The organism is Pseudomonas rhizozeae (assembly GCF_031583775.1).
Taxonomy (GTDB): domain Bacteria; phylum Pseudomonadota; class Gammaproteobacteria; order Pseudomonadales; family Pseudomonadaceae; genus Aquipseudomonas.
The window spans coordinates 84,343-110,637 of the sequence record NZ_JAVLSB010000075.1 but is presented as its reverse complement, the minus strand read 5'-3'; the positions used below and the strand labels follow the sequence as shown (position 1 = coordinate 110,637).

The 26,295-nt window shown below is 61.0% G+C and carries 23 protein-coding genes; 12 read left to right on the top strand and 11 right to left on the bottom strand.

What is annotated here, in order from left to right; genetic code table 11:
- From RG836_RS26485 to RG836_RS26470, 4 genes are all read left to right on the top strand, one after another.
- Nucleotides 1-2,472 carry an ABC transporter permease gene (locus RG836_RS26485; RefSeq protein ID WP_310850767.1) on the top strand — a complete coding sequence of 824 codons (2,472 nt, stop codon included), beginning with the start codon at nt 1-3 and terminating at the stop codon, nt 2,470-2,472.
- Nucleotides 2,462-3,523 carry a lipocalin-like domain-containing protein gene (locus tag RG836_RS26480; RefSeq protein ID WP_310850764.1) on the top strand — a complete coding sequence of 354 codons (1,062 nt, stop codon included), beginning with the start codon at nt 2,462-2,464 and terminating at the stop codon, nt 3,521-3,523. The genes RG836_RS26485 and RG836_RS26480 overlap by 11 nt, the downstream gene beginning before the upstream one ends.
- A 75-nt stretch (nt 3,524-3,598) precedes the next feature.
- A complete protein-coding gene (locus RG836_RS26475) occupies nt 3,599-3,841 on the top strand; it encodes a hypothetical protein (RefSeq protein WP_310850763.1) in 243 nt (80 codons plus the stop codon).
- A 22-nt stretch (nt 3,842-3,863) separates the two neighbouring features.
- Nucleotides 3,864-4,052 carry a hypothetical protein gene (locus RG836_RS26470; protein ID WP_310850762.1) on the top strand — a complete coding sequence of 63 codons (189 nt, stop codon included), beginning with the start codon at nt 3,864-3,866 and terminating at the stop codon, nt 4,050-4,052.
- 640 nt (nt 4,053-4,692) lie between these two features.
- Here RG836_RS26470 and RG836_RS26465 read toward each other — a convergent pair.
- The 4 genes from RG836_RS26465 to RG836_RS26450 all read right to left on the bottom strand — a co-directional run bounded on the left by RG836_RS26465 (nt 4,693) and on the right by RG836_RS26450 (nt 11,266).
- A complete protein-coding gene (locus tag RG836_RS26465) occupies nt 4,693-5,124 on the bottom strand; it encodes a hypothetical protein (RefSeq protein WP_310850761.1) in 432 nt (143 codons plus the stop codon).
- Nucleotides 5,121-9,761, bottom strand: coding sequence for an RHS repeat-associated core domain-containing protein (locus RG836_RS26460; protein ID WP_310850760.1), 4,641 nt, complete (start codon nt 9,759-9,761; stop codon nt 5,121-5,123). The genes RG836_RS26465 and RG836_RS26460 overlap by 4 nt, the downstream gene beginning before the upstream one ends.
- A complete protein-coding gene (locus RG836_RS26455) occupies nt 9,761-10,498 on the bottom strand; it encodes a DUF4123 domain-containing protein (protein ID WP_310850782.1) in 738 nt (245 codons plus the stop codon). The genes RG836_RS26460 and RG836_RS26455 overlap by 1 nt, the downstream gene beginning before the upstream one ends.
- Nucleotides 10,499-10,750: 252 nt before the next feature.
- Nucleotides 10,751-11,266: an Hcp family type VI secretion system effector gene (locus RG836_RS26450; protein WP_310850758.1), complete on the bottom strand. Its 516-nt coding sequence runs from the start codon at nt 11,264-11,266 to the stop codon at nt 10,751-10,753.
- Between the two features lie 424 nt (nt 11,267-11,690).
- On the opposite strand from RG836_RS26450, the gene RG836_RS26445 reads away from it, so the two are divergent.
- A complete protein-coding gene (locus RG836_RS26445) occupies nt 11,691-12,368 on the top strand; it encodes a type 1 glutamine amidotransferase domain-containing protein (protein ID WP_310850757.1) in 678 nt (225 codons plus the stop codon).
- A 133-nt stretch (nt 12,369-12,501) separates the two neighbouring features.
- On the opposite strand, the gene hglS is transcribed toward RG836_RS26445, so the two are convergent.
- The 3 genes from hglS to RG836_RS26430 all read right to left on the bottom strand — a co-directional run bounded on the left by hglS (nt 12,502) and on the right by RG836_RS26430 (nt 16,567).
- Nucleotides 12,502-13,890 (bottom strand): 2-oxoadipate dioxygenase/decarboxylase HglS, encoded by a 1,389-nt coding sequence (gene hglS / locus RG836_RS26440; RefSeq protein ID WP_310850755.1) that lies wholly within the window; start codon nt 13,888-13,890, stop codon nt 12,502-12,504.
- Nucleotides 13,891-14,165: 275 nt separating this feature from the next.
- Nucleotides 14,166-15,095: an alpha/beta fold hydrolase gene (locus RG836_RS26435; RefSeq protein ID WP_310850754.1), complete on the bottom strand. Its 930-nt coding sequence runs from the start codon at nt 15,093-15,095 to the stop codon at nt 14,166-14,168.
- 20 nt (nt 15,096-15,115) lie between these two features.
- Nucleotides 15,116-16,567, bottom strand: coding sequence for a flavin-containing monooxygenase (locus RG836_RS26430; protein WP_310850752.1), 1,452 nt, complete (start codon nt 16,565-16,567; stop codon nt 15,116-15,118).
- Nucleotides 16,568-16,774: 207 nt separating this feature from the next.
- Between RG836_RS26430 and RG836_RS26425 the strand changes: the two genes are divergently transcribed.
- Nucleotides 16,775-17,857: a diguanylate cyclase gene (locus tag RG836_RS26425; protein WP_310850750.1), complete on the top strand. Its 1,083-nt coding sequence runs from the start codon at nt 16,775-16,777 to the stop codon at nt 17,855-17,857.
- Nucleotides 17,858-18,515: 658 nt separating this feature from the next.
- Nucleotides 18,516-19,763: a M20/M25/M40 family metallo-hydrolase gene (locus RG836_RS26420; protein WP_310850748.1), complete on the top strand. Its 1,248-nt coding sequence runs from the start codon at nt 18,516-18,518 to the stop codon at nt 19,761-19,763.
- Between the two features lie 66 nt (nt 19,764-19,829).
- On the opposite strand, the gene RG836_RS26415 is transcribed toward RG836_RS26420, so the two are convergent.
- Nucleotides 19,830-20,777 carry a GlxA family transcriptional regulator gene (locus RG836_RS26415; protein WP_310850747.1) on the bottom strand — a complete coding sequence of 316 codons (948 nt, stop codon included), beginning with the start codon at nt 20,775-20,777 and terminating at the stop codon, nt 19,830-19,832.
- A 123-nt stretch (nt 20,778-20,900) separates the two neighbouring features.
- On the opposite strand from RG836_RS26415, the gene RG836_RS26410 reads away from it, so the two are divergent.
- Both RG836_RS26410 and RG836_RS26405 read left to right on the top strand, forming a co-directional pair.
- Nucleotides 20,901-21,692: an SDR family NAD(P)-dependent oxidoreductase gene (locus tag RG836_RS26410; RefSeq protein ID WP_310850745.1), complete on the top strand. Its 792-nt coding sequence runs from the start codon at nt 20,901-20,903 to the stop codon at nt 21,690-21,692.
- 89 nt (nt 21,693-21,781) lie between these two features.
- A complete protein-coding gene (locus tag RG836_RS26405; protein WP_310850743.1) occupies nt 21,782-22,570 on the top strand; it encodes an SDR family oxidoreductase in 789 nt (262 codons plus the stop codon).
- 13 nt (nt 22,571-22,583) lie between these two features.
- Here RG836_RS26405 and RG836_RS26400 read toward each other — a convergent pair whose 3' ends face one another.
- From RG836_RS26400 to RG836_RS26390, 3 genes are read right to left on the bottom strand one after another with little or no spacing between them, the layout of a single operon-like run.
- Nucleotides 22,584-23,288, bottom strand: a complete 705-nt coding sequence (locus RG836_RS26400; RefSeq protein WP_310850741.1) for a YoaK family protein — start codon at nt 23,286-23,288, stop codon at nt 22,584-22,586.
- A gap of 25 nt (nt 23,289-23,313) precedes the next feature.
- A complete protein-coding gene (locus RG836_RS26395; RefSeq protein WP_310850739.1) occupies nt 23,314-23,643 on the bottom strand; it encodes a DUF6388 family protein in 330 nt (109 codons plus the stop codon).
- A 12-nt stretch (nt 23,644-23,655) separates the two neighbouring features.
- Nucleotides 23,656-23,904, bottom strand: coding sequence for a hypothetical protein (locus RG836_RS26390; RefSeq protein WP_310850738.1), 249 nt, complete (start codon nt 23,902-23,904; stop codon nt 23,656-23,658).
- Between the two features lie 145 nt (nt 23,905-24,049).
- Here RG836_RS26390 and RG836_RS26385 point away from each other — a divergent pair, with 145 nt between their 5' ends.
- The 3 genes from RG836_RS26385 to imuA all read left to right on the top strand — a co-directional run bounded on the left by RG836_RS26385 (nt 24,050) and on the right by imuA (nt 26,294).
- A complete protein-coding gene (locus RG836_RS26385) occupies nt 24,050-24,400 on the top strand; it encodes a hypothetical protein (RefSeq protein WP_310850737.1) in 351 nt (116 codons plus the stop codon).
- 659 nt (nt 24,401-25,059) lie between these two features.
- Complete coding sequence (gene lexA, locus RG836_RS26380) at nt 25,060-25,677, top strand: transcriptional repressor LexA (RefSeq protein ID WP_310850735.1); 618 nt, start codon at nt 25,060-25,062, stop codon at nt 25,675-25,677.
- Nucleotides 25,677-26,294 (top strand): translesion DNA synthesis-associated protein ImuA, encoded by a 618-nt coding sequence (gene imuA, locus RG836_RS26375; RefSeq protein ID WP_310850733.1) that lies wholly within the window; start codon nt 25,677-25,679, stop codon nt 26,292-26,294. Before lexA ends, imuA begins: the two co-directional genes overlap by 1 nt.
- The last annotated feature ends 1 nt before the right edge of the window (nt 26,295 follow it).

Here is a 26,295-nt window from a genome sequence, read left to right as displayed (position 1 = left end):
GTGCGGGTGTTCCGCGAGACCTTGCGCGCGCTGCTCAGCCATTGGCGTCGGCATCCTGTGCAGTTTTTCAGTGTGCTGACCGGGTTGTGGCTGGCCACCAGCCTGCTGACCGGTGTGCAAGCGCTGAACAGCCAGGCGCGGGACAGTTATGCCAAGGCCAGCGAGTTGATCGGCGGCGAACCCCAGGCCAGCCTGACAGCGGCAAACGGCGGCAGCTTCGATCAGCACTTGTTCATCGACCTGCGTCGCCAGGGCTGGCCGGTATCGCCGGTGTTGCAAGGGCGCTTGAATTTGCTCGGCCATGACGACCAGCGTCTGCAACTGATGGGCATCGAACCGGTGTCGCTGCCGGCCGGCGGCCCGGTGGCTGGGCAAGCGCTGGACATGACGCAGATCGTCGAATTCTTCAGCCCGCCGGGCCGCACCTGGATTGCCCCGCAGACCTTGCAGGCGCTGGGCCTGCGCGAAGGTGAGCAACCGTCGACCCTCAGCGGTCACGTGTTGCCGCCGCTGCATGTCCAGGAAGACATGGCGCCGGGGGTGTTGCTGGTGGACATCGGCATCGCGCAACAACTGCTGGAACAGCCGCAACAACTGACGCGATTGCTGCTGCCGAAGGATTTCCACGGTGTGTTGCCTGAGGCGCTCAAAGGCCAGTTGCAACTCAAGGCCAGCGGCGAAGAAAACAACCTGGCGCGTTTGACCGAAAGTTTTCACCTGAACCTCGATGCTTTGGGATTTCTGTCGTTCATCGTGGGGTTGTTTATCGTCCACGGCGCGATCGGTCTGGCCCTCGAACAGCGGCTGGGCCTGCTGCGCACCTTGCGCGCCTGTGGCGTCAGCGCGCGAATGCTGATCGCTTGTTTGAGCGTCGAACTGGGCATGATGGCGCTGCTCGGTGGGCTGGCCGGGGTGATCAGCGGTTATTTTCTTGCGGGCGTTTTGTTGCCGGACGTCGCCGCGAGTCTGCGTGGCTTATACGGCGCGGAAGTGGCGGGGCACTTGAACCTGAGCCCGGCGTGGTGGTTGAGCGGCATCGGCCTGAGTCTGTTCGGCGCTTTGCTCGCCGGGGCCAACAGTTTGTTGCGCGCGGCGCGCCTGCCGTTGCTGGCGCTGGCCAATCCACAAGCCTGGCACGAGGCGCATCGGCGCTGGTTGCGGCGCCAGGCCTGGGTGGCGGCGAGCGCGGCGTTGATCGCGGTCGGCGCGTTGCTGTGGGGCGACAGTCTGGCCAGCGGTTTTGTCCTGATGGCAGCGCTGTTACTCGGTTCAGCCCTGGCTTTGCCGGTGTTGCTCAATGGATTGCTCGGGCTGTTGCTGCAAGGCACGCGCCGAGTGCTCGGGCAATGGTTTCTCGCCGATTGTCAGCAACAATTGCCGGCACTGAGCCTGGCGTTGATGGCGCTGTTGCTGGCGCTGGCGGCGAACATCGGCGCCGGCAGCATGACCGCTGGTTTCCGCCAGACCTTTAGCGACTGGCTCGAACAGCGGCTCACCGCCGAGCTGTACATCAACCCGCAAACCCCCGCGCAGTCGCAAGAGATGTACAGCTGGCTGCGGCAACAGCCGCCAGTGACCGCAGTGCTGCCCAACTGGCAAGTCTCGGTGCAGTTGCAGGGCTGGCCGGCGGATGTGTTTGGCGTTATCAATCATCCGACGTACCGCCAGCATTGGCCGTTGCTGGAGTCCCTCGGCGACGCACCGTGGGATCGCTTGGCCAGCGACGATTCGGCGATGCTCAGCGAACAGCTGGCGCGGCGTCTCAAGCTGCGGCTCGGCGATCAATTGAGCATTCCCACGCCGAACGGCCTGTGGTCGCCGCGTATCGTCGGGATCTACGCCGACTACGGCAACCCCAAGGGCCACATTCTGGTCAACGCCGAGCACTTGCAGCGCGGCTGGCCGCAGTTGACGCCGAATCGCTTCAACCTGCGCATCGAGCCGGCGCAGATTCCGGCATTTCTGCAGACCCTGCAACAGCGCTTCAGCCTGGATGACAGCCACATTGTCGATCAGGCGCGGCTCAAGGGCTGGTCGACGCAAGTCTTCGAACGCACCTTCGCCGCCACCGCTGCGCTCAATAGCCTGACCTTGGGGGTGGCCGGGGTGGCGCTGTTTATCAGCCTGTTGACGCAGAGCCAGAGCCGCCTCGGCCAACTCGCGCCGTTGTGGGCGCTGGGCGTGACGCGCCGCCAGTTGATGCTGCTCAACCTCGGCCAGACCTGGCTGCTGGCGCTGTTGACTCTGGTGCTGGCGCTGCCGCTGGGCATCGCGCTGGCTTGGTGCCTGGACGCGGTGATCAATGTGCAGGCGTTTGGCTGGCGCTTGCCGTTGCGGATTTTTCCGTGGCAATTGCTGCAGTTACTGGGGCTGGCCGTGGTGGCGACGTTGCTGGCGTCGGCCTGGCCGCTGATCAGGTTGTACCGCACGCAACCGGCGGATTTGCTGAGGACCTTTGCCCATGAAGATTAAGGTCGTTTTAGGGGTGCTGGTGTTGCTGGGATTGGCCGGTTGCGATCAGTCCAAGCCTGAAGAAAAGGGCTTCGCCGGGCTCGGCACCTCGGCAGCGGCGTTCACCGAGGTGCGGCCAGGGCGGACGTTCAGCTTTCCGGCGGACCACGGTGCGCATCAGGGTTTTCGGATTGAATGGTGGTATGTGACGGCCAACCTCAAGGACGCAGAGGGTCGCGAATTCGGCGTGCAGTGGACGTTGTTTCGCAGCGCGCTGAACGCTAATCCGCAGCAGCCTGGCTGGGCCAACCAGACCATTTGGCTCGGCCATGCCGCCGTGACGTCCGCGACCAGCCACCACGCCGCCGAGCGCTACGCCCGAGGCGGCGTCGGCCAGGCGGGGGTCGAAGTGGCGCCATTCAATGCATGGATTGACGACTGGCGCTTTGCCGGGCCGTCGCTGGATGACGTGCAACTCAGCGCCCGCGACAAGGGCTTCGCCTACCAACTCAAGCTGCGCGCCACCCGGCCGCTGGTGTTGCAAGGGCAGCAGGGTTTCAGCGTTAAATCCGAGCAGGGCCAGGCTTCGTATTACTACAGCCAGCCGTTTTTCCAGGCCAGTGGCCAGGTGGAAATCGATGGCCAGAGCTACCAGGTCAGCGGTCCGGCCTGGCTCGACCGCGAGTGGAGCAGCCAGCCGTTGACCGCCGACCAGACCGGTTGGGACTGGTTCTCCCTGCACCTGGACAGTGGCGAGGAAGTGATGCTCTACCGCATGCGGCAGAAGGACGGCGCGCCTTACGTGACCGGAACCTGGATCGACACCGAAGGCCGCACGCAACTGCTGCACGGCAGCGACCTGAGCATGACCCCCGAGGACACTGCGGAAGTCGCCGGGCGTAAGATGCCGGTGCGCTGGTCAATCAAAATCCCCGGCAAAGGCCTCGACATCACCACCGCTGCGCTGAACAGTCAGGCCTGGATGGGCTTGCGCATTCCCTATTGGGAAGGGCCGGTGAGGGTCAGTGGCAGCCAGGGCGGCAGTGGCTATCTGGAAATGACTGGCTACTGAGCGGCACGCGATCGCGCGGAACTCCAGTGACGGCGGCGTCCTCCTACTTAGTGAAGCCGTTCACTGGAGCCTGACATGAGCGATGACCTCAAACCGCCTGACCTTGCCGACTGGCAACGCCTGTTCGATGACAAGGCCTACTGGCAGCAATCCCCGGACGCCCATTACAGCGAACTGCTGCGCCTGGCCGACGATTTGCTGGGGCAGGGCGCGATCGACCTTGAGCAATGGCAACACCTTAAAGCCAAGGCCGAGCAATCCCACCAAGACTCGCCCGAAGCGAACGTCGCTGAAGAAGTTGCCGACCCTGAAGCCTGACCCTGAAACCTGAGTGCCTGCCATGAAAACCACACACAAAGAAAATCCCGACCATCCAGCCATGCCCGGCGAAATCGAACGCGACAACAACGCCCTGCGCCCCAACGACCCGGCCAAACGCAAACAGGAAAAGGGTCACCCGGACGGCGGCGAGACCGATGCGCAGAAAGTCGGACGCAAGGACGGCGGGCACAAACCAATCCCGCAATGATCCGCCGCTGTCCCCTGTGAGGACCTGCTCCTCCACATGCCACTGTGGCTAGGATGCTTGCTCATCGAGAGGCCCAGTGGCTAGGGAGCTTGCCCACCCAGATGCCTCTGTGGCGAGGGAGCTTGCTCCCGCTCGACTGCGCAGCAGTCGCAAACCTTCCTCAAGTTCCTAAGTAATACGTCAGTAGCACACTCTCGATTTATACCAATATTCCTGAAATCAACTAACCCATCTTAAAGTCGCAATAACTTATGCATCATGTCATTTCTTGTATAGTTAGTTTGTATAACAATATTCAGACACAATGGTCGAACTGGTGAGTTATTTTTTTCGGCTCATTAATATCCCCGCTTATCCGAAACATTGTGTGCAGGATTATTCAAAATATGTACACGGACAAACCCTGGCGATTCCCTTAGAATACCCGCCGTTCGCCCAGTGCAAGGGCTCTTTACCAGTGCACGGATTGCCGAGGCAACTGCACTGGGCGGACACCATTATTGAGTGTTGAACATTAGTGGGATGGCACTAATTGGTGTTAATGCTCTAAAAAATCATGAAAACGAGCATCCGCTTAGAGCGCTCGTTTTTTTTGTGAGCATGAAAAAATAAGCGGAGGCCGTGTAGGCTGGCAGCAGATCTAACCTTGCCTCTCTTGATTTTCGGCATCCATCAGTTTTCGATATCTAGAGAATTCTAAAGTAGCTTCGATATCTCCGTCGATTAGTCGCTCATAGAATCCATGGTCTTTCGACCACGGTTCGACAACAAGGGCAGAAAAGTTTTCTGCACCGTTATTAGTTGAGTGACTCATTTTCCAATATTGTGATAGTCGGTCATTGGATGTTGTAAAGAAATCAACGGCGTAAGGTTTTGGATATTCTTCATCGTCTTCGAGGCATAGATAGAGCCAAGGGCAGTTATCCCAGAACTGTATGCCGTAAACTATATATTCTTTTCCGACTTCTAAGTCTAGCTGGCCGTCAGACCGTGAAATATAACGGCGCAGCCTGGATAATGTGCCAGCGTCGGTAATTCCAGATAGATTGTTTATTTTACAGACGACTTTCATTTTGGATAATCCCCCGGTGGTACAGTTGGATCATTTCCCCATGGCTTCATGCCTTGAGTGCTGTGTTTCTTAAACTTGAAGTCCATTCTTTCTCCCGTTTTCGGGTTTCGGACGTAATGAACTACTGAATCTCTGCCATTTTGAGACTTAATCTTAAGCTCTAATTTTTCCATTCCTTGGTATAGAGGATCATTAAGATTTTTAATGATGACGTCTCCCTCGCCTGCCTTAGCGGAGTTTAATGTCATTTTATCCTGAATACTTTTCGGTTCTCTGCTCCATTTATCGACTTTCGGTGGTTCAGGGGGAGGCGGAATTCCTTCGTCTACATTCGCATCTTCAGCAGGGTTTCTCACACCAGTTGCTGGTTTAACATTGTTGCCCCCCGGACACTGCCCACTCAACCCCAACGGATCCACCCAGCTAGTAGGATTAGGAACGTACTGGTAGTTGTTCAACCCTCCCGCCAATTTAATCGGATCGGGGGTGAGGAAGCGGCCGGTGCCGGGATTGTAGTAGCGATGGCGGTTGTAGTGTAGGCCGGTCTCGGCGTCGAAGTATTGGCCCTGGAAGCGTAGGGGGTTGTCGATATCGGCAATGTGGAGGGTGGCGAGGTTGCCGTAGGCGCGGTAGTTGGCTGACCAGACGATTTCGCCGCTGTAGTCGGTGAGTTCTTGCGGGGTGCCAAGGTGGTCGAGTTGGTAGTAGAAGGGCGCGGCTTTGAGCGGGTCTTCTCCGTCGAGCATGGCCAGCGGGCGGAAGGTGCCGGGTTCGTAGATATAGCTGCGGTAACGGTCGTCGGCGCTTTCCGCGACCAGGCGCTCACCTTGCCAGAGGAATTCCGTGGTGTGGCCGTCGACGGTCTTGGCAATGCGTCGGCCGAAAGCGTCGTAGCGGTAGGACGCGGTGCCGCCGCCGGGCAGACTGACGCCGATCAAGCGGTGTAGGCAGTCATAGGCGTACTCGGTGACCAGGCGTTGCCCGGTACCCCGGCGTTCACGGATCAGGTTGCCGTAGGCGTCGTACTCGTAATGACGGTCGCCCTGCATCAATAAGCGGTTGCCCTTCACGTTAGCCAGGTTGGCGACCGGTTGATCGCTTTGTCCGAGCAGGTTGCCGGCCGGGTCGTGGGCGAAGGTTTCCGGGGTGCTGCCGCGCACGCTGATCAAGCGGTCCAGCGGGTCGTAGTGGTAGCTGCGTCGGCCGTTGCGGCTGTCGTCGATGCCGGCAAGATTACCGTTGGCGTTGTAGGCGTAGCGGCGCTGGATCAGAAGGCGATCCTGCTGGCTGACGCTGTGCGCATGCAACCGGCCCTGATCGTCGTATTGGTATTGGCTGAGCAGAAGACCTTGTCGGCGTTGCACTTCGCGACCTACGCAGAACTGGTGAGTGGTCAGGCGCGAGCCGTTGAGGTCGATGCCGCTCAGGCGTCCACCTTGCAGGTGGTGATAGTCGAGCCGGCTGCCATCCGGCAGTCGGCAATGCTTGAGTTGACCAAGGTTGTCGTATTGGTATCGCAGCGTGCCCCAGCCCTGATGTTCGGTGATCAGTCGGTCTTGCAAGTCGTATTCATACGCCAGCGGCCATTGGCCGTCGTCGACGTTGACCAAACGTCCCAGGGCGTCATAGCTGTAGTGAGTTTGCCCACCGTCCGCCACGGTTTTCACCAGCAGTCGGCCGGCGGCGTCGCGCTGGTACTCGGTCACCCGCGCGCTGCTGTCATCACCGAATTCGGTTTTCTTTAGCAATTGACCTTTGAGGTCGTATTCATACGCTGTGCGGCGGCCGTCGAAACCGGTCTCCTGCTGGATCAGCCCGTTGGGATAGTAGTCAAGGTGATAGTGCTCGCCGCGCTCGTTTTCGATGTCGCTGAGCAACAGCCGCGCATTGTCGTAGCGGTAGCGCAACTGGCTTCCGTCCGGGTTGATGCGGCGGCTGACCAGATGCAGGCCGTCGGCGTAGTCATAGCGGGTAACGCGGCCCAATTCATCGCGCTCGGCGGTGACGCGGCCGTAAGGGTTGTAAGTGAAAGCGCGAGTGGCCCCGCCCGGCAGGGTGAGTTGGGTCAGGCGATTGACGGCGTCCCATTGGTATTGGGTAATGGCGCCGGTTTCGTCCTGGCGGGTGATCTGCCGGCCCATGGTGTCGTAGCGGTATCTGCGCTGGCCTCCGTCGGGCAGTTGTTCTTCGAGCAACTGGCCAAGGTTGTTCCAGCCCAAATGATGGCAGCTGCCATCCGGATAGCGGATGTTCAGCAGGCGGCCTTGGCGGTCATAGTTGTAGTGGGTGGCGTTGCCGTCGGGGTCGGTTTGCCGGGCGATGTCGCCCTGATGGTTGCGCTGGTATTTCCAGGTGGCTATGCCGCGATGAATGTCACTGATGTAGCCATGGCTGTACTCATAGGTGACCGGTTCTTCTTCCGGCGCAATCACCGCAGTCATCAGGCCATCGTCGTCGTAACGGTATTCAGTGATCGCGCCGAGCGGATCTTTTTCGGCGATCAACTGGCCTTTTTCGTTGTAGGCCATGAGGTGTTCGGCGCCATCGGGATCGATTTTGCTGATCATCCGTGCCTGATCGTCGTGGGTGTACACCTCTTGGCTGCCGTCGGCGTTGGCGACCGTCACGCTTCCTTTGTCGTCCCAGAGGTAATGCGCTTCCATCTGCGAGAAGCTCGCCCAGTGATGGACGCAGCGCGACTGCTTGCCCTCGTTCTCCCACTCCCAGAAAAAACTGGCGCCGCCAGCCAGTTGCCGTTCAAGGATGACGTGCTGCTCGTCGTAACGGTAATGTTCGGTTTCTCCCGCCGCGTTGGTCGCAGCGATCAACCGTTGCTGGTCGTCGTAGCGATAGGTGATCAGCGTCTGAAGGGTTTTCCAGGCGTCTTCCAGTGTGTCGGCCGGTGTGAACTGCTGATAATCGACAGCGACAATGTGTGTGCGGTCGTAACGCAGGAGCAGGGCACGACCAGCGCCGTTATCGAGGCGTTTGATCCGCCCGTGGATGTCGCGGCTCACCTGCAGCCGATTGCCGTAGCGGTCGCTGATCGCGATCAGGCTGGCGCCTTTGCTGTCGTAGCGGAAATGGTAAAAGGTCGGGCGGTTGCCGGCCTGGGCGAGGATCAGTTCCGCCGGGGCATCGCCGAGGAAAATCGCCGCCCGCGACAAGCTGTTGGTGATGGCGGGGCGTTGCTGGCTCGGCAAGGGGAAAGGTGTTGAGCGGTTTTCCTGGTCGGTCCAGACGACCTCGTCGGCCTTGATCTCCAAGCGATGAGCCAGTGCGTGGCTCCAACCGAAACCCAAACCGCAATCGAGTTCGACCGCGCTGCTGCGATAGAGACGTGTCCACTCGAACGGCAACAAGCCGTCGAGTTGCCCGTCGGTGAGTGTCAGCAGTTCCTCGCCGGTGACCATCGACACTGGGCACTTGTCGGTGCAGGTCTTCGCCGTTGGTTCCGCGCTTTTGCCCGCCGGCGTGGTGGCCTGTCGGGGCATGTCGTCGCCGGACTTGCTGCGGCCCAGCGTAGCGTTTTTCTTGCCGTCAAAACGCAACTCGGCCAGGCCTTTCTTCATGTGCGCAGTCACGCCGCGTGCGGCAACGGCGGTATATTTCCCGATGTAGGCCATGAAGCCCCGGATGATGGTAAACAGCGAGTCGACAAAACCGACCACGGCTTTGAGGATGACATCTCCGTACTTCTTCAGGCGCGCCGCGAGGTAAATCAACCCAGTGCCTTCGGCGGCAATGGTCAGGACCACGGCAATGACAATGTCGATGGCGATGCCGACGACTGCGGCGGTGGTCATTCTGGCCACGTCGCCGGCCATCTTCGTGGGCGGCAAGCTAGCGAGCCAGATCAACGAGCTGCGCATGAGCAGGAACAACGCGGCTTCGTCACTTGCCAGCAGCATGGCTTTTTTCATGACGTCGGGTGCTTGCTGGGCGAGGTCCACCAGTTTTTGCGTGCCGGCACCGAGGTCAGCGGCGAACTTCTTCGGGTTCTGCAAAATGTCGAGCACCAGGCTGATGCCATCCCATACGCCTTTGACCGCCTCCCATCCGCCTTCAAGAATGCCGTTGCCCACCGCCATGGCCGTGGCCGAGGTGGACTGACTCCATTGCGGCTTGAAGCCCGCCCATTCCTTGCGCAGGAAGACTTCAAGCTCTGCGGTCACGCCGCTGTAGGCATCGAACAAGGCGTCGATCTGTTCCGGAGTAACGTCGTTGTGCACGCGGATTTTGTAGAACTTGCCCGGTTCGCCCTCCGTCCAACTGGCCTTGCCCTGGGCATCGAGAGTGACCTTGCTAACCTTGCCGACCTCGACCGCGACGATATCGACTTCGATGTCACCCACCGGAATGTCGTACACCGATTCGAACTTGCTCTCGATCAGCAATGGACCTTTCTGCGGGCATTGGGCGACGGTTGAAGCGAAATCGCCGTCCGTGACGCTTACGGCTGTGGAGGTGTCGCCGACTTTGATTAGCCGCTCCATTCCGAGCAGAGAGGGCAAGTCGGCTGTTCGGCTGATTTGGTCGGCTGCGCTGGCATACCAGGTTTTTGTTTGCTCGCGATAGAGCGTGAGGCTGTCCTTGAAGGTTTTCAGTTGGGTGTCGATGTAGGTGACGCGATCCATCAGCCCTGCTCCAGAATCAGGTAGTTCAACAGTGCTTCGTTGAGGGTGTCGGGCTGGTCCGGACGGCGCACGAAACGGGCGACTTTGTGCCGCAGGTTGCCCTCGGGGTAAGCGGTGTAGAAGTCAGGATGTTCTTCGCTCAGCCATTGCATCAGGTTGTTGATCAAGGTCGACGGATCTCGTTCTGCCATGCTACCGAGCAGTGCTTTCGGTACTTGCCACCAAGGGCATGGCTTTGCGGGTGGCACGGCTCGTGGCTTCAACTGCAACTCACGGCCGTTAATTAGGTACCGATCAAACATCGGCAGTATTTCTCCGGCCTTGTCGCCAAGTCCTGACAAAACTGGCTGGATATGCCGTCCATCCCAAAACCGGAAGAACACTACCGTGCCATTGGGCATCAAGACCTGGGTCAAACTGCGCAGGTGTTCATGGACCACGTCGAGTGTGCTGCTGGAGATCGCCAGCCAGCCCCAGTCGATGGCGTCGGTATCGGCGATCCACTGCAGGAAGGGGGCGCCAGGCTTGAGCTCGGTGAGGTATGGCATCACCGGTCGCCAGTCGGCAAAGGATGTGCCGCTCCAGATCGGCTGCAGTTCGGCGGGAGCGGGTTGCTGGTAGTAGGCCTTGAGTGGTTCGGCGTCGCTGGCGGCGCTGATAATCAGGTACAGGCGTTCGTGGTCTTGCAACGGGCGGTTGGCGAGCCAGGTTCTGGGGCTCATTCGGTCACAGGTCACAGGCATCTGCCTTGCATTTTTCGCACTCTTTGCAGATCGGAACGTTTTCTTTGAGGGCGTTGACTTGCGACGGGGTAGTACCGTGCCAGCCTGTCGGCATCGTCGTGTTTCAGCGCGGCGGCCACTAATGCCCGATTCTTCAATCAGACATTCTTCGGCACGGGGGTAGGCGGCTGGACACGCACGAAATCTTCGAGACGCAAACAACATCGGCCAGCCACGCTGGCCGATGCGTAAAGCGCTCAGCCCCGATCAGGCCACCGGCACACGCCAGTCGTCGGAACCCGAAGTGCCGGACACTTCGTGGGTCCAGGTGATTTTGCGGTAGGTAAATTGCACTTCTTCCAGGTGCGTGAAGTGCGAGTTCGACGGGTCTTGGCAGTTGTGCATCTTGTTGTTGATGGCGACGATGATCGCGTCTTCCAGTTTGGTGGTGTAGTAGTGCTCCTGGGTGCCCTGAGCCGAGGTGCGATACCACTGGATAACGATTTCGCTCATGCGCTCGCCGGAGGTCAGTGCGGCTTGCAGCAGCGGCGAAGATTTGTCGTAGACCTTGGTGATGATGACGGGTTTGTGCACGCGCTGGCCGGTTGGCTGGCCGGACTGCGGGTCACGCGGGATGACCACGTCGTGGCTGAACGCCTGGACCATGACTTGGTCTTCGTGACCTTCCTGGTAGGTGTTGCCCACCGAGTCGGCGGTGAATGCGCCGGCGGTGATCAGGCCTTGTTTTTCGCCAGTGACGGACATGTACGCGGGTGTTGCCATGGAAGTGCTCCTTGCTGAACAGTTAGAGTGCCCGAGAGGCGTTATCGCCCGGTGGGTGGCCTGACTGTTATCAAGTGCCATGCCAACGATAAAAAACATAATTAAAACAAGTAGTTGGATTAATTTCGCAGGTCTCTGTACGAATCACCATCGAGTTCTACACTGAATATGCGCAAGTTCCTGCGCAGCGCTGTGCAACAACTTGCGCACGGTGCCTTGGTGCCAACTGCGCTGGGCGTTCAGCCTCGGGCAGAGATCAATGCCGAGCGAGTGCTGTGCAACTTGTTGCCCATCAAGGCCATGAGGCATCTTCGGGCGTTGAGCCAAATCCTTGCAACGAACGGAAGCGGACGGAGGTCAATGACTCAGTTCCCCATTGCAGCCCTTGAGCGTGCAATCCCTTCTGAATTCGAGGAATGATCCAATGAAAATCCTGATGGTTCTGACGTCCCACGATCAACTCGGCGATACCGGTAAGAAAACCGGCTTCTGGCTGGAGGAATTTGCCGCGCCGTATTACGTCTTCAAGGATGCCGGCGCGCAGTTGACCCTGGCCTCGCCCAAGGGCGGTCAGCCGCCGCTGGACCCGAAAAGTGACGAGCCGGACTTCCAGACTGCCGCCACTGACCGCTTCAAAAATGACGCTGCCGCGCAGTCGGCATTGGCCTCGACGGCCCTGTTGAGCACCGCGCGGGCCGAGGATTACGACGCGGTGTTTTACCCCGGCGGCCATGGCCCGATGTGGGATCTGGCTGAGGATCGTGTTTCGATCGCACTGATCGAAGCGTTCTGGAAGGCGGGCAAACCGGTGTCCCTGGTCTGTCACGCGCCGGGCGTGCTGCGTCATGTGAAGGACGCGGACGGCCAGCCGCTGGTCAAGGGCAAACGGGTGACCGGTTTCAGCAACTCGGAGGAAGAAGCGGTGCAACTGACCCAGGTCGTGCCGTTCTTGGTGGAAGACATGCTCAAGGCCAACGGCGGGATTTTTTCCAAGGGCGATGACTGGGCCAGTTACACGGTGACTGACGGGATGCTGCTGACAGGGCAGAACCCAGGGTCATCCGAAGCGGTGGCTGAGGCGTTGTTGGCGAAGTTGGGTTAAACACCTAAAACCATTGTGGGAGCGGGCTTGCTCGCGAATAGGCCGGCACCTTCAACATCTTTGTCGAAAGTGCCATTGCCTTCGCGAGCAAGCCCGCTCCCACAGGATTTGCATCCAGCCTCGTGCATTGTGATCAGCCTGGTACGGATACCCCCAGCGCTGCCAGACATTCCTCAATCGAACGCTGCTGCGTCGCGGCGTACAGCCCCAGCTCATTAATCGTCGAGCGGCCCAAGGCTTTTTCGAAGGCCTGTTGGTTGGAGTGTGCGCCGTAATGGGTTTGCGCGGCATCGCCCAGGTTGGACTGAAAGATCCCCGCCGCGCTGACCGGCAGGAAGTCCTCGTATACCAGCGGTTCGATGCGCAAGTAACCGGCGTCGAGCAGGGCGTCGAGTGTCAGATTCGACAGGCCAGCGTCGGGCCTTTTGTCGGTGGTGAAGTAGCGAAAGTACGCCAGGTCTTGTCGGCGCATTTGCTCGTAGCTGTCAGGGAATTCCTCAAAGTGTTGGGCCATCAGGCTGTTGTAGCGCGCGGCGTTAGCTTCATTAGGGAAGTCCTGCAGTTCATCGCGAGCAGCGTTGAGCAATCGGTCGTAGAGTTCGCGGCCCTTGGGCGTAAGGGCCGCGCCGCGTTGTTCGATTTCACCGAAGCGTGCGCTGTGGCTGCCTCGCGGCTGCCCTTGGTCGGTGAAGGCAATCGGCTCGTCCAGCGCCTTGAAACTGGTCTGGCGTAGCAGGATCGGGCAGTCGCGGCGCGGCGGACCTTCGATCACGGCTTTTGGGGTGATGCCATGCTCAGGCATTTGCGCCTGGACGATATCGATGTCCAGCGTGCGTGGAGTCAGGTGGTTGATGTGCGGACCCTTGAAGGCCACGACGTCGGCGATCAAGCGGTGCTGGGCGCTCAATTGCTGGTACTGCGCCGCGGTGACCGTGGCGCTGTGGTGCCAGCGGAAGGTTTCCAGCGCTGCTTCGACAAAGGCGTCGGCCTCGGTTTCATTGAGGCCGCCCTGGGTTTCGGCGCGATCGATCAACAGTAGCGCAGTGGCAGTGAAGATCTGGCGCTTGGCCAAGGTCGATTCGGCGAAGGCACGCAATGGCAGGTCTTCGATCAGCTCCAGGCGCAGCAGCGAGGTAAACACCCGGAACGGACTGACCTGCAAGGCGTCTTCGTGCACCGCGCGGAATGCCGTGGAATGCACCGGCACGCCGGCCGGGGTCAGGTCGTAATAACCCACCGGCTGCATGCCCATCACCGCAAACAGGCGGGCGAGGGTGGCCAGTTCGGCGGCGGTGCCGACGCGGATTGCGCCGTGGCGTTCCAGGTCCAGGCGCTGGATCTCCCCGGTGCTTTGCAGTTGCCGGGCGATCTGCGGCTCACGGCCAAGCACTTGGGCGTTGGTCTGCTCGACCAGGTTCATCAGCGCGCCGTACAGCGGGACTTCGTCGCGGTACATGTCGGACATCGCCTTGGAAAAGCGTTGGCGGATCAAGTCAGGGCTGACGAAGTGCTGCGAGGTCATGAAAGCATTTCCTGTTGCCGAGGGGTGATGGCAGGAAAGATCGCAGCCTTCGCGGGCCCGGGCAAACGAAGTTTCTGATGGACTTCATTCTTTGCAGGACTGTTTATGAGCAACATGAAATCCGCGAGCCAGATGAAAGTCCTGTGGCGAGCGAGCTTGCTCCTGCTTGAGTGCGCAGCGCTCACAACGATGTTGGGGCTGCTGCGCAGCCCAGCGGGAGCAAGCTCCCCCGCCACAAAAGCTTGGTGCAGGAACCAGCTCCCTTGCCCTAAAGCCTAGCGCCCCAGGCCTTGTAAGAAGCCGCGGTACAAGCGCGCGGTGCGGCCCGGTTGTTCGACCATGGGCATGTGGCCGATGCCGTCCCAGATGTTGACCCGCAGATTGGGAATGCCACGACTCCAGATCGGTACGCTGCTGACGTCGATCAGGCGATCTTCGCGACCCCACAGCAGCAGGGCCGGGGCGCGGATTGACGCGAGTTTCGGTTCCATCGGCGGGCTGGCGTGGAAGTCGTCGAAGATTTCCGCCAGTTCCTCGCGGCGATCCTGGTAGCGCTCGGCGACTGCGTCGAGCACCACGCCGGGCACCCAGGGCGGGGTGGCCATGGTCATCCGGTAAAACTGTTGGAAATCATCCCGGGACTCGATCAGGAACGGGTTCTTGCCTTTGGCCAGTTGCCGCGCCAGGTCGCTGAGTTCTGGTGAGGTGACCCCGGCCGGGTCGATCAGCGCCACTGAGGCCACCCGGTCCGGGTATTCCGCCGCAAGCCAAGCGGCGATGTAGCCGCCCATGGAGTTGCCAATCACGTGCACTTTGTCGACGCCGCAAATATCCAGCAGCTGGATCAGCCGCTGCGCTTGCAACGGGATGTCATAGCCGCCGCCGGCCTTGAAACCGGTTTCGCCATGCCCGGCGATGTCCGGAATGATCACCCGGTGGCTCGATACAAAGTGCCGGGCAAAACGCAGCCAGATGTTTTTGTCGGCGCTGTAGCCGTGCAGCATCAGGATCGCGTCGGCCGCTTCGTAGGGCCCGGCCTGCCAAGTGGACACGGTCATTTCGCGAATCGGCACCTCGATTTTATGCAGTCGATACAGGCGTGCCTCGGCGGCCATGCTCAAGTCATAGAGCCAATGACCAATGCGCGGGTAACTTAACCAGGCCCAGGCGGCGAAGACGGCGATCGCGACAATCAGCACAAGCATTCGGGCATCTCCTCAACAGGTCAGGACAGGATGTGGTCGGCGGGTTTCAGGCGCCGGGTCAAGCGGTAATAGCTGAAACTGAAGCCGGGAAACATGGCGATCACATGGCCGCTCTTGCTTTGGTACCAACTGTGACAGCCGCCGGATTTCCACACGGTGCGCTGCATTTCCCGATGGATCATTTCAGTGTAGGAGCGTTCTGCCTCGGGGCGAACTTCGATGCTGCCCAGGCCCTGTTTTTTCACGGTGCGGATGCAGTCGAGGATGTAGTTCATCTGTGACTCGATGATGAACAGCGCCGAAGTGTGGCCGATGCCGGTGTTTGGCCCGGTGACGATAAACAGGTTGGGGAAATCCGGCAGGCTGGTGCCCAGATAGGCGCGCGGGTATTCGGCCCAGACCTCGCTCAGGCGAGTGCCGTGTTTGCCGGTAACCGGGTAGGAAATCACCCCGTCGGTGGCGTCGTAACCCGTGGACCAGACGATCAGGTCGAGGTCGATGTGCTGGCCGTCCTGGGTATTGATTCCGCGTTCATCGATCGAGTTGATGCCCTGTTCCCGGCTGTACAAGGTTACGTTTTTGCGCGCCAGGGTCGGGTAAAACGTGCTGGAGACGATTACTCGTTTACAGCCGATGTCGTAGTCCGGGGTGAGCTTGCGCCGCAGTTCCGGGTCTGGCACCTGACGGCGGATAAACTTCAGGGCATGGCGCTGCACCAAGTGGATCGCCGGCCGTGAATACTTGAAGGCAATGACCCGGGTTTCGAATTGCCAATAGATCAGCCAGCGCAACAACTTGTACGCCGGTTTCTGCCCCAGCAGCCAGCGCTGGAAGCGGCCGAACGTGCGGTCGGCGCGGGGCAGCACCCAGTGCGGCGTGCGCTGGAACACATGCAACTGCTCGACCTCGGGGGCGATGGCCGGGATTACTTGCGCGGCACTGGCGCCGCTGCCGACGATGGCCACGCGTTTGCCGCGATAGTCGTAGGAATGATCCCAATGATTGGTGTGAAAACTCTTGCCTTTAAAGCGCTCCCGGCCAGCAAAGTGCGGGATCACCGGTTGGCTCAATGGCCCGGTGGCGTTGATCAGGAACTGCGCGTACAGCGTTTCCTGCCCGATGTGCACCGCCCAGCGCCGGGCGTCGTCGTCCCACTCGATGGCCTCAACGTTGCTGTTGAGCCGGACCTTGTCACGCAGACCGAACTGCTCGATCACATGCTGGGTGTAGCGGTGTAATTCGTCTTGGGCGGCGAACATCTGCGTCCACCGGTACCCGGCGAACGACAGCGAATACAGCGCAGAGGGCACGTCGACGGCAGCGCCGGGGTAGGTGTTCTGGCACCAGGTGCCGCCGAAAAAATCACGCCGTTCCAGTAGCAGAAAATCGTTGATGCCTTCCTTGAGCAGGTTTACCGCGGCGCACTGGCCGCCGAAACCGCTGCCGATAATCAGCACTTGATAGGTCTGCATGGGGCTCCTTCAGGGTGAATGACGCATGCGCCGCAACAGTTCGCTATCGTCGCCCTGTTATTTATAGCCAAACATGGCCGATTTGCCGGGCGACGCGGCATCGCTTCGTGGTTCGGTAATGGCTAATTGACGGCGCCCTGATAGACTCCAGCCTATTCGCACGCCCGGTGGGCGGTTGCGGTGGCGGTTACTAAGAGTTTTGACTCCATGCAAAAGATTGGAGGAAAGGGACTTGCGCTGGCCAGGAGGCTGTATCTGTCGCGCGCCCTCGGCCTGGTCCTGGGTTTACTGTGCGTTGGGGCGGCCATGCGCCCGCTCGATCCCGAGCCCTGGGTCTGGGCACTGATGGTGTTCAATGGCCTGATCTGGCCGCATCTGGCCTTTCAATTGTCGCGGCGGTCGAAAGTCCCGCTTCACGCCGAATACCGTCACTTGCTCATCGATACCCTGCTCGGTGGTTTCTGGGTGGTCGCGATGCAGTTCAATCCGCTGCCGGCAGCGGTCACAGTGTCGATGATGGCAATGAATAACGTCGCGATTGGCGGCTTGCGCTTCCTGCTGACCGGGCTGGCGGTGCAGGTGTTGGGGATTGGCGTGGGCCTGGTGCTGCTGCCGCCGAGTGCCATGGCGCCCACCACGCCGTTGCAACTTTATGCGTGCCTGCCGTTGTTGACCTTCTATCCGTTGATGCTCGGCTGGATCTGCTTCCGTCAGGCCAACGCTCTGGGCGAGCAAAAACGCGAACTGCTGGCCCTGAGCCGCACCGACAGCCTGACCGGGTTGCTCAACCACGGCGCCTGGAAGGATCAACTGGATATCGAATGGTCCCGCTGTCGTCGCCAGCGTCCAGGGCTGAGCAGCGGCGGGGCGATCGCGCTGATCGACATCGACCATTTCAAGACTATCAATGACACCTTCGGCCATGTCGCCGGGGACATTGTGCTGCGCCAGTTGAGCAAGATGCTCAAGCAGAACCTGCGGGCGGCGGATGTGGCGGGGCGGTATGGCGGCGATGAGTTTTGCGTGATCCTCCCGGATTTGCCACTGGCGAACGCGGCCCGGGCGATGGATGCCTTGCGTGAACGGTTTTCGACCCTGGGTTATGCGCAGAGCCCGGCGTTGAAGGTGAGTTTGAGTATTGGGTTGGCGGCGTTCAATCCGGATCATCGGGATGCGACGCAGTGGCTGCATGATGCGGATCAGGCGTTGTATGAGGCCAAGACCAGTGGGCGTAATCGGGTGGTGTGTCGGGCGGGTGGGGTGCAGATGAAGGTTTTGGATGCTGTTTGATCGCTGGCGCTTTGCTCTTTTGTGGGAGCGGGCTTGCTCGCGAAGGCGCTTTGATTGGCGCTGGAGGTTTTGCAGGTGTACATATCCGTTGCTGCGGTAACGGCTGCTTATGGTTGCGCCCTTACGGCGCCTCACTTTTTTCAAACGACAAAAAAGTAAGCAAAAAGTCTCGCCCCTGACGTACGGCCCCTCGCTAAGGCTCGGTGTTCCTTCGCTCCGGCATTCATCCGGGGGCATTGCCCTCCGTTGGCTTCGCTGCACCTACATGCAATGAGCCCGACTGCGTCGTGCGGCGCTGCGCGCCAATCCCCGGATAAACGCCTCCACTCAGCCTCCCGACGGGGCGGGTGGATCAAAAGCAAGATCAAAAGCAGGATCAAGATCAAAAGCGCGGCGAGCTGACACTCGACCTGATGGATGTACGCCGGTGTTATGGATGTCCACGTTAACTGTGGGAGTTGGCTTGCCAACGATGACGGCCTGACAGCCAACCAGTCACTACCAGATGTACCCAAATCCAAAATGTGGGAGCAAACCTGCTCGCGAAAGCGGTTGTGATTCCGTCCACATAAAAAACCGATGTCGCTTCCAGGATGTTCTTGTGACCACCAAGTCAGGTAGGGTTGGCTGACTTCCAACAAGAATCAAGGACGGCTTCATGATGCTTAATCTCCCTCGTTCCCTGCTGGCGACCAGCCTATTTCTTACTTTGGCCGGCGCCACGACTTTCGCGCCGATGGTGTCCGCCGAGCCGCATAAGCAAGTTCTGGCCGATGCGGTGCAGTACAAGGCCGATGCACTTAAGTTGCTCGAGCAGTTGGTGAATATCGACTCCGGTTCCGGCTACGAGCCCGGCCTGACACAAGTACGGGATATTGCGGTCGATGAGTTGAAGAAACTCGGTTTCGCCATTGAGTTGGTGCCCAATACGCCGGACAAGAGCAGTCATGTGGTGGCCACGCTGAAGGGCACGGGCAAAGCGAAGATTTTGTTGATGGCGCACATGGACACGGTGTTCAAGGAAGGCTCGGCGGCTGAGCGGCCGTTTCATATCAAGGATGGTCGCGCTTACGGGCCGGGGGTGATGGATGACAAGGGCGGGATTGTCGCCGGGATTTATGCGCTCAAGGTGCTGGAGAATCTCAAATTCAAGGATTACGCGCAGATCACGTTCCTGCTCGACGCCAGTGAGGAAACCGGTTCGGACGTGGCGACTGATCTGATCAAGAAAACCGCCAAGGCCCATGACGTGACTCTTAACCTTGAGCCGGGGCGGCCGGCGGATGGTTTGGTGGTGTGGCGCAAGGGCAGTGCCACGGCGGTGGTCGAGGTCAAGGGCAAAGCTGCGCATGCCGGGGTCGCGCCGGAGTTGGGGCGCAACGCGGCGATGGAAGCGGCGCACCAGATTCTGCAATTGGGCAAGCTGGGCGACGAGGCGAAGAAGACCACCATCAACTTCACCGTGCTCAAGGCCGGTGACCGCACCAACGTGATCCCCGATCAGGCCACGGCCAAGGCCGACGTGCGCGCGGCAGTGCCGGAAGAGTTTGATCGCATCGAAAAAGACTTGGCGCGGGTGTCCAAAGACAAGCTGATTGCCGACACCGAAGTGACCACCACCCTGCAACGCGGCCTGCCACCGATGCCGCAAACGGCCGAATCCGACCGCTTGATGGCCATGGCCCAAGGCATATATGGCGAACTGGGGCGCAAGCTGACCGAAGAAGGCAGCGGCGGCGCGGCGGATGCGAGCCTGTCGGCGGGCGTCGGCACACCAACCCTCGACGGCTTCGGGATCGTCGGCGGCAACATCCACACGCCCGAGGAATACGCCGAAGTCGAAAGCGTCTCGCCGCGGATTTACTTGCTGTCGCGGATGATCATGGAGTTGACCAAGCCTAAATAAAAACTGCCGATTCTGTGGTCACACTAAGGACTCGAACTCACAGATAACCCCAAAACCCTGTGAAGCTCAGGCCATGGTTTCCGCCCGGGCATTGCGCCGAATCACCTGCGGTGGCTGTCCGAAGGCCCGTAGGAAGGCTTCGCGCATCCTTCTGCGGTCGGTGAAGCCGGTTTCGGCGGCGATTTGGTCGAGGGTCAGGCGGCCGCGTTCGAGCAGTTGCCGGGCGGCTTCCAGGCGCAGATGTTCGATGGCTTTGGCCGGGGACTGGCCGGTTTCGGCGCGGAAGGCGCGGCTGAATTGGCGTGGGCTGAGGCGGGCGACGTCGGCCAGTTGCTCCACCGACAAGGCTTCGGACAAGTGCTCGCGGGCGTAGCCGAGCACGGTTTGGATGCGGTCGGATTTCGGCTCGAGTTCCAACAGCGCCGAATGCTGCGACTGGCCACCGGCGCGGCGGTGGTACATCACCAGTTTCTGCGCGACGCTGCGGGCCAGTTCGGCGCCGTGGTCTTTTTCGATCATGGCCAAGGCCAGGTCGAGCCCGGCGGTCATGCCCGCCGAGGTCCAGACCGCGCCGTCGATGACAAAGATCCGGTCTTCTTCAACCTTGATCGCCGGGAACCGCGCCTGCAAATCCCGTGCGTAGGCCCAATGCGTGGTGGCCCGCCGACCGTCGAGCACGCCGGCCTGGGCGAGGACGAACGCCCCGGAGCAAATCGACGCGGTGCGCCGCGCAGTGTTCAGGCTGTGGCGTACATAGTCGAGCACGGCGGGCGGCGCGGCCTGCAAAATGGCATCGCCGCCGGCGACGATCACGGTATCGAACACCCGCTCATCAAATGCTTCGGTGCCGACGCTCAAGCCACCGGACGCGCGCAAGTTGCGCCCGTCTTCCGAGAGCACGCGCACGTCATACAGGGTTTGCCCGGCGCTGAAGTTGGCGTACTCGAACACCGACATGGCGGCGAGCGCCAGGGACTGGAAACCGTCGAACACCACGAATGCGATGGCTGTCATGAAAAAGCCTCTGGAGGTAATGTCCTAAAAACGTACTTTATACGTCATTTGCGTCATGATGAATTGGTTTTTAAATGTCCTCACCGCGGCGAATTGCTCGCCTCACTGTGAAGGACTTTCGACATGACACTTTCTACCCAAGGCACCGCGCTGATCACCGGCGCATCCACTGGCATTGGCGCGATCTACGCCGACCGTCTGGCCCGCCAAGGCTACGACCTGATTCTGGTCGCCCGCAACCGCGACAAACTGAACGCCCGGGCCACGCAACTGAGCAACCAGACCGGCCGCAATGTCGAGGTGGTGGCCGCGGACCTGCTGAACAGCGACGACCTGGCGCGAGTGGAAAACATCCTTCGCACCGACGCCAGCATCAGCGTGTTGGTAAACAACGCCGGGATCGGCGCGGTGATGCCTCTGCTGGCCAGCCCGGTGGACGACATGCAGTCGATGATTGACCTGAACGTCAGCGCGCTGATGCGCCTGAGCTACGCTGCTGCGCCGGCCTTTGTCGCCCGTGGCAACGGTACCTTGATCAACATTGCTTCGATCGTTGCCATCGCCCCGGAAATCCTCAACGGCGTGTACGGCGCGAGCAAGGCCTTCGTGCTGGCGCTGAGCCAATCCCTGCACCATGAACTGGCGGACAAAGGCGTGCGCGTCCAGGCGGTATTGCCCGGCGCCACCGCCACTGAGTTCTGGAGCCTGGCCGGTAACCCGGTGGAGAACCTGCCGCAGAGCATCGTGATGAGCGCCGAGGCCATGGTCGATGCGGCACTGGCGGGCCTGGCCCTAGGCGAAGTGGTGACCATTCCGGGGTTGCATCAGGGCGAGGCGTTGGATCGCTACGAAGCGCAGCGCAAGGTCTTGTCCGGCCTGTTCGGCACCTCGACCCCGGCACCGCGCTATCTCTGACGCCAGGCTGTCTATGCTGACGCTGCCGGTGAGCCGCCGCGGTGGTAACGTAGCGGTTTTTCGGCTACGCATTGAACAGGAGCGACGTCATGGATCTGGGGATTGCGGGACGCTGGGCTATCGTCTGTGCCGCCAGCAAGGGCTTGGGCTTGGGCTGCGCGCGGGCCTTGGCGCTGGAAGGGGTGAATCTGGTGATCAATGCCCGCGGCGATGAGGCCTTGCAAGCCGCCGCCGCGCAATTGCGTCAACGGGCGCCGGGCATCGAGGTGCGTACGGTGGCGGGTGACATCAGTGACCCGGCAGTTCGTCAGCAGGTGCTCGCCGCGTGCCCGCAAGTCGACATTTTGGTGAACAACGCCGGCGGCCCGCCTCCGGGGGATTTCCGCGACTGGGAACGTGAAGACTGGATTCGCGCGCTCGACGCCAACATGCTCACACCGATCGAACTGATCAAGGCCTGTGTCGATGGCATGGCCGAGCGCGGTTTCGGCCGGGTCATCAACATCACCTCGGCGGCGGTCAAGGCGCCGATCGACACCCTCGGGCTGTCCAACGGCGCCCGTAGCGGCCTCACTGGTTTTATCGCCGGGCTGGCGCGGCAACCGCGTTTGGCGGGCAACAACGTGACGATCAATAACTTGCTGCCAGGGCCGTTCGACACCGAGCGCCTGCAGAAAAACCTCAGCGCTGCCGCCGACGCCAAAGGCGCTTCACTGGAAGACATCCGCACGCAACGGCGCAAAGGCGTGCCGGCGCAACGCTTCGGCGAGCCGGACGAGTTCGGTGCGTACTGCGCGTTTTTGTGCAGCGCCCAGGCCGGGTTCGTCACCGGGCAAAACCTGCTGCTGGACGGCGGTGCCTACTCCGGCACGTTCTGATGAGGGTTGGCGGTCAGCGCGGCATATAGCCCAGTTGCCAGCGCCGGGGGATTTTCAGCGAGGCCAGGCCCAGCAGCGCCGCCAGCAAACCGCTGACCAGCAGGGCCTTGAGCCCAAGGTGATGTTCAAGGACCGCGCCGAGGATGGCGCCGACAAACATCCCAGCCCAGGGAATCAGCTGCACTCGCCAGCCGTTGCGCCGCTCGCCGAGCAGCCAGCGCCCCAGCCCCCGGCCGAATCGCGACAGCGCGCCGGTGACGTAGGTCAGTCCGACTGGCAAGCCGTTCACTTCTTCCACCGCCGCGTTGAGCATGCCCATGGCGATGATCGCTGCCATCAGCGCCGGCAATTGCTGCTCGAGCGGCCAGGCGGCGGCCGCGCACAGCAGGGTGGCGATGCACAGCAACAACGGCAGCGCCCGCCGCCCGCCGAGGCGACTGACGACGATTCCCAGGGCATTGCCGATGATGAAAGTGCCGACCAGGATGGTCAGGCGCAGGCTTAGCGTTAGATCACCGTCGCTGATCGCCACCGCCAGGCGCGTGGTGTTGCCGCTCATGAACGACACGAAATCGCCGCTGGCCATGAAGCCGATAGCGTCGGTCATGCCCGCCAGCACCGACAGTGCGGCCACCAGGCTCAGGCCGATGCGCCCGCGCCATTTCTGCTGATGCAAGTGACCGGGGCTGGCGCGGGAGGAGGCGGGCGAGGGCAGCATCGGCGTCGGTCATCCTTGTGCGGGGTTACTTACCGAGCCCATATAACTCGCAATAGTCCAGCCAGTCCATCCCGGCCATCTCCGCCACTTCGCGATGCACCTCCAGACGTTGCGCCTGATAGTCCTCGGGGCTGGCCGCGGTGAGTTCGAGGGTCAGCTCCCAGGCGAACAAGTTGCGATCCTCGGCTTCCGCTTCAAACGCTTCGTGCAGCCGTTCTTCACGGTACTGCGCGACGGTTTCGCCCTTGGCCTGGGCCAGCAGCGGATTGAGGTTGTCGAGTTGTTCACGCAGTTGCGGGCGTTGCTCCAGGAAAATTTTCAACGCCTGTTCATGTTGCTGTTCGGTCGCCGCCATGGAGGCTCCTGTTTATACCGGTTTGGCTTTATTGGCCTTGGCTTCGGCGGCCAGGCATTCGAGGGCGAACTGTTCGGGGTAGGTCATCTGGATCGGCGTGGTCTCGCCCTTGACCGTGCGCTCGCCGTCGAGGATGTAGCGGATGCGCTTATCGGTGACGCCGATGCGCTTGGCGATCCAGGTCGGGGTCTGGCCGATCTGGCTGATGAGCTTGTCGGCGTAATCGGTGGACGGTTTGTAGAACGCAGCGTTGGGGGTCATGGCAAGTCCGGAAAGGAGCGATGGTCGATCGAAACGCGACAGAGTGCGGCAAACGCTGCGTCATGTCGCTGGATAATTGCAGTAAAGCAGAACGGAATCGAGTGCCTGGGTGATACAGTCCGCTTTTTTCCAACGAGCGAAGACGATGCGAATTCTGATCACGGCCCTGGCCGCTGCACTGCTGGCCGGTTGCGCCGGCTCGGCCATGACCGACGCCCGCACCCAGGCCCCGACCCAAGTGCTGAAGTCCGACAAACCGGAAAAACAGGTTGCCCAGTGCGTGCAATTTTCCTGGCAGGACGAAGCGGTGTTTGGGGTCGATGCCGGGGCGTATCTGCAGCCGGGCAAGCAGGGTGGCTCGACGGTGTACACCCGCTCGGCGGAGTCGTTCGTCGACCTCGGCACGGATGCGTCGGGCACTACGTTGAAGTATTACGCCCAGCACGATGATTTTGTCGCCAAGCGGCGGTTGGCGGCGTTGGCTACGTGTTTGTAGATGGGTTTTTGATCGCGTAGCCCGTGTGGGGGCGAGCGAAGGCTCTGTTCCTGCTGGTGAGTTGATAGCGGATGTCTCCGAAACCTGTGGGAGCGAGCCGGCTCCGGGCGGCGTTCCGACGGAGGCGCCGAGCCTGCTGGCGAATTTCTCGAAAACACCAAAGATCCCTGTGGGAGCCTGGCTTGCCAGCGATGAGGCCATTCCAGGCGCTAGAAATCTATCGCCAGATAGTCCTTTTTCGTCGGAACGACGCCCGGAGCCGGCTCGCTCCCACAATGGGATGGGTGTGAATCTGGCAATAATTGGTTGGCTGTAAGGCCGCCATCGCTGGCAAGCCAGCTCCCACAGTGTCCGCGCATATCCACAGAACTGCGTACACCCATCAGGTCGCGTGTCAGCTCGCCGCGCTTTTGATCTTGATCTGGCTTTTGATCCACCCGCCCCGTCGGAGCGAAGGTACGCCGAGCCTAGGCGAGGAGCCGGACGTCAGGGGCGAGCCTTTTGGGTTACCTTTTTGGCGTCTGAAAAAGGTGACTCGCCGTAAGGGCGCAACCCTAAGCAGCCGTTACCGCAGCAACGGATATACACCCCAAACCCAAACCCCCATCGCCTAAACCCAGACTGACGGCAATTGTCACCCACCCCCAAAAAGAGTACAAATGTACTCCATGACGACTCTCACTCCCCGCCGTACCGCCATCCTGACTTTCATCCGCGATCGCATCGCCGAAAACGGTCAGCCTCCCAGCCTCGCTGAAATCAGCGCGGCCTTCGGTTTCGCCTCGCGAAGCGTGGCGCGCAAGCATGTGCTGGCGCTCAGCGAAGCCGGTTTTATCGAGGTCAACCCCAACCAGGCCCGGGGCATTCGCTTGCTCAATCAGCCGCCGCGTCCGGAATGGCTGGATGTGCCCATCCTTGGCCGGGTCGCGGCCGGTGCGCCGATCGGGGCGGATGCCGAAGTGCACAATCGCCTGATGCTCGACCCGGCGATTTTCTCGCGGGTGCCGGATTACCTGCTGCGGGTACAGGGCGATTCGATGATCGAGGACGGCATTCTCGACGGTGACCTGGTGGGCGTGCACCGCAACCCGGAAGCGGTCAATGGCCAGATCGTCGTCGCGCGGCTCGACGGGGAAGTGACCATCAAGCGTTTCGAGCGGATCGGCGAACGGGTGCGTTTGCTGCCGCGCAACCCGGCGTATCAGCCAATCATTGTTGAAGATCATCAGGACCTGGCCATTGAAGGCGTGTTCTGTGGTCTGGTGAGGCAAGGGTAATGGGCGCCGTCGTTGCGCTGGACACGCTGTTCAATGGCGGCCAGGTTTGGCGAGGCAGGCCTGCGCCAGCAGCGGCCAGCCCGCAGCCGACCGGGCATGCGGCGCTGGATGCGGCGTTGCCGTCCGGTGGTTGGCCGGAGGCGGCCCTGAGCGAAATCCTCGTGGCCGGGCAGGGCGTCGGCGAGCTGCATCTGGTGTGGCCGACCCTGGCGCGGTTGTCCGCCGCCGGCGAGCGCATCGTGCTGGTGGCGCCGCCCCATGTGCCGTATCCCCAGGCCTGGCAGAACGCCGGGGTCGACCTGCGGCAGTTGTCGATCATCCAGGCCAGCGAGCGCGAAGCCCTGTGGGCGGCGGAGCAATGCCTGCGTTCAGGCAGTTGCGGCGCAGTGCTGTGCTGGCCACATCAGGCGGATGACCGGGCGCTGCGGCGTCTGCAGGTGGCGGCGGAAACCGGCCAGACCCTGGCCTTCGCCTATCGCTCGTTGGCAGAGGCCATTAACCCTTCACCGGCGGCGTTGCGCATAGCCATCGACGCCCGGCCCGCGCAATTGCGCGTGCTCAAGTGCCGTGGCGGTCTGGCCCGCTCGGCGCCGATTGCCTTTGCCGTCGGGCATTGAG

Coding starts and splice junctions, on each gene's coding strand:
- RG836_RS26470 (WP_310850762.1), top strand. CDS start 3,864: ATGAAAACCACACACAAAGAAAATCCCGACCATCCAGCCATGCCCGGC.
- RG836_RS26400 (WP_310850741.1), bottom strand. CDS start 23,288: ATGCTGCCCTCGCCCGCCTCCTCCCGCGCCAGCCCCGGTCACTTGCAT.
- lexA (WP_310850735.1), top strand. CDS start 25,060: ATGTACTCCATGACGACTCTCACTCCCCGCCGTACCGCCATCCTGACT.
- RG836_RS26450 (WP_310850758.1), bottom strand. CDS start 11,266: ATGGCAACACCCGCGTACATGTCCGTCACTGGCGAAAAACAAGGCCTG.
- RG836_RS26430 (WP_310850752.1), bottom strand. CDS start 16,567: ATGCAGACCTATCAAGTGCTGATTATCGGCAGCGGTTTCGGCGGCCAG.
- RG836_RS26405 (WP_310850743.1), top strand. CDS start 21,782: ATGGATCTGGGGATTGCGGGACGCTGGGCTATCGTCTGTGCCGCCAGC.
- RG836_RS26385 (WP_310850737.1), top strand. CDS start 24,050: ATGCGAATTCTGATCACGGCCCTGGCCGCTGCACTGCTGGCCGGTTGC.
- imuA (WP_310850733.1), top strand. CDS start 25,677: ATGGGCGCCGTCGTTGCGCTGGACACGCTGTTCAATGGCGGCCAGGTT.
- RG836_RS26435 (WP_310850754.1), bottom strand. CDS start 15,095: ATGCTTGTGCTGATTGTCGCGATCGCCGTCTTCGCCGCCTGGGCCTGG.
- RG836_RS26410 (WP_310850745.1), top strand. CDS start 20,901: ATGACACTTTCTACCCAAGGCACCGCGCTGATCACCGGCGCATCCACT.
- RG836_RS26395 (WP_310850739.1), bottom strand. CDS start 23,643: ATGGCGGCGACCGAACAGCAACATGAACAGGCGTTGAAAATTTTCCTG.
- RG836_RS26445 (WP_310850757.1), top strand. CDS start 11,691: ATGAAAATCCTGATGGTTCTGACGTCCCACGATCAACTCGGCGATACC.
- RG836_RS26475 (WP_310850763.1), top strand. CDS start 3,599: ATGAGCGATGACCTCAAACCGCCTGACCTTGCCGACTGGCAACGCCTG.
- RG836_RS26420 (WP_310850748.1), top strand. CDS start 18,516: ATGATGCTTAATCTCCCTCGTTCCCTGCTGGCGACCAGCCTATTTCTT.
- RG836_RS26425 (WP_310850750.1), top strand. CDS start 16,775: ATGCAAAAGATTGGAGGAAAGGGACTTGCGCTGGCCAGGAGGCTGTAT.
- RG836_RS26415 (WP_310850747.1), bottom strand. CDS start 20,777: ATGACAGCCATCGCATTCGTGGTGTTCGACGGTTTCCAGTCCCTGGCG.
- RG836_RS26390 (WP_310850738.1), bottom strand. CDS start 23,904: ATGACCCCCAACGCTGCGTTCTACAAACCGTCCACCGATTACGCCGAC.
- RG836_RS26460 (WP_310850760.1), bottom strand. CDS start 9,761: ATGGATCGCGTCACCTACATCGACACCCAACTGAAAACCTTCAAGGAC.
- RG836_RS26480 (WP_310850764.1), top strand. CDS start 2,462: ATGAAGATTAAGGTCGTTTTAGGGGTGCTGGTGTTGCTGGGATTGGCC.
- hglS (WP_310850755.1), bottom strand. CDS start 13,890: ATGACCTCGCAGCACTTCGTCAGCCCTGACTTGATCCGCCAACGCTTT.
- RG836_RS26465 (WP_310850761.1), bottom strand. CDS start 5,124: ATGAAAGTCGTCTGTAAAATAAACAATCTATCTGGAATTACCGACGCT.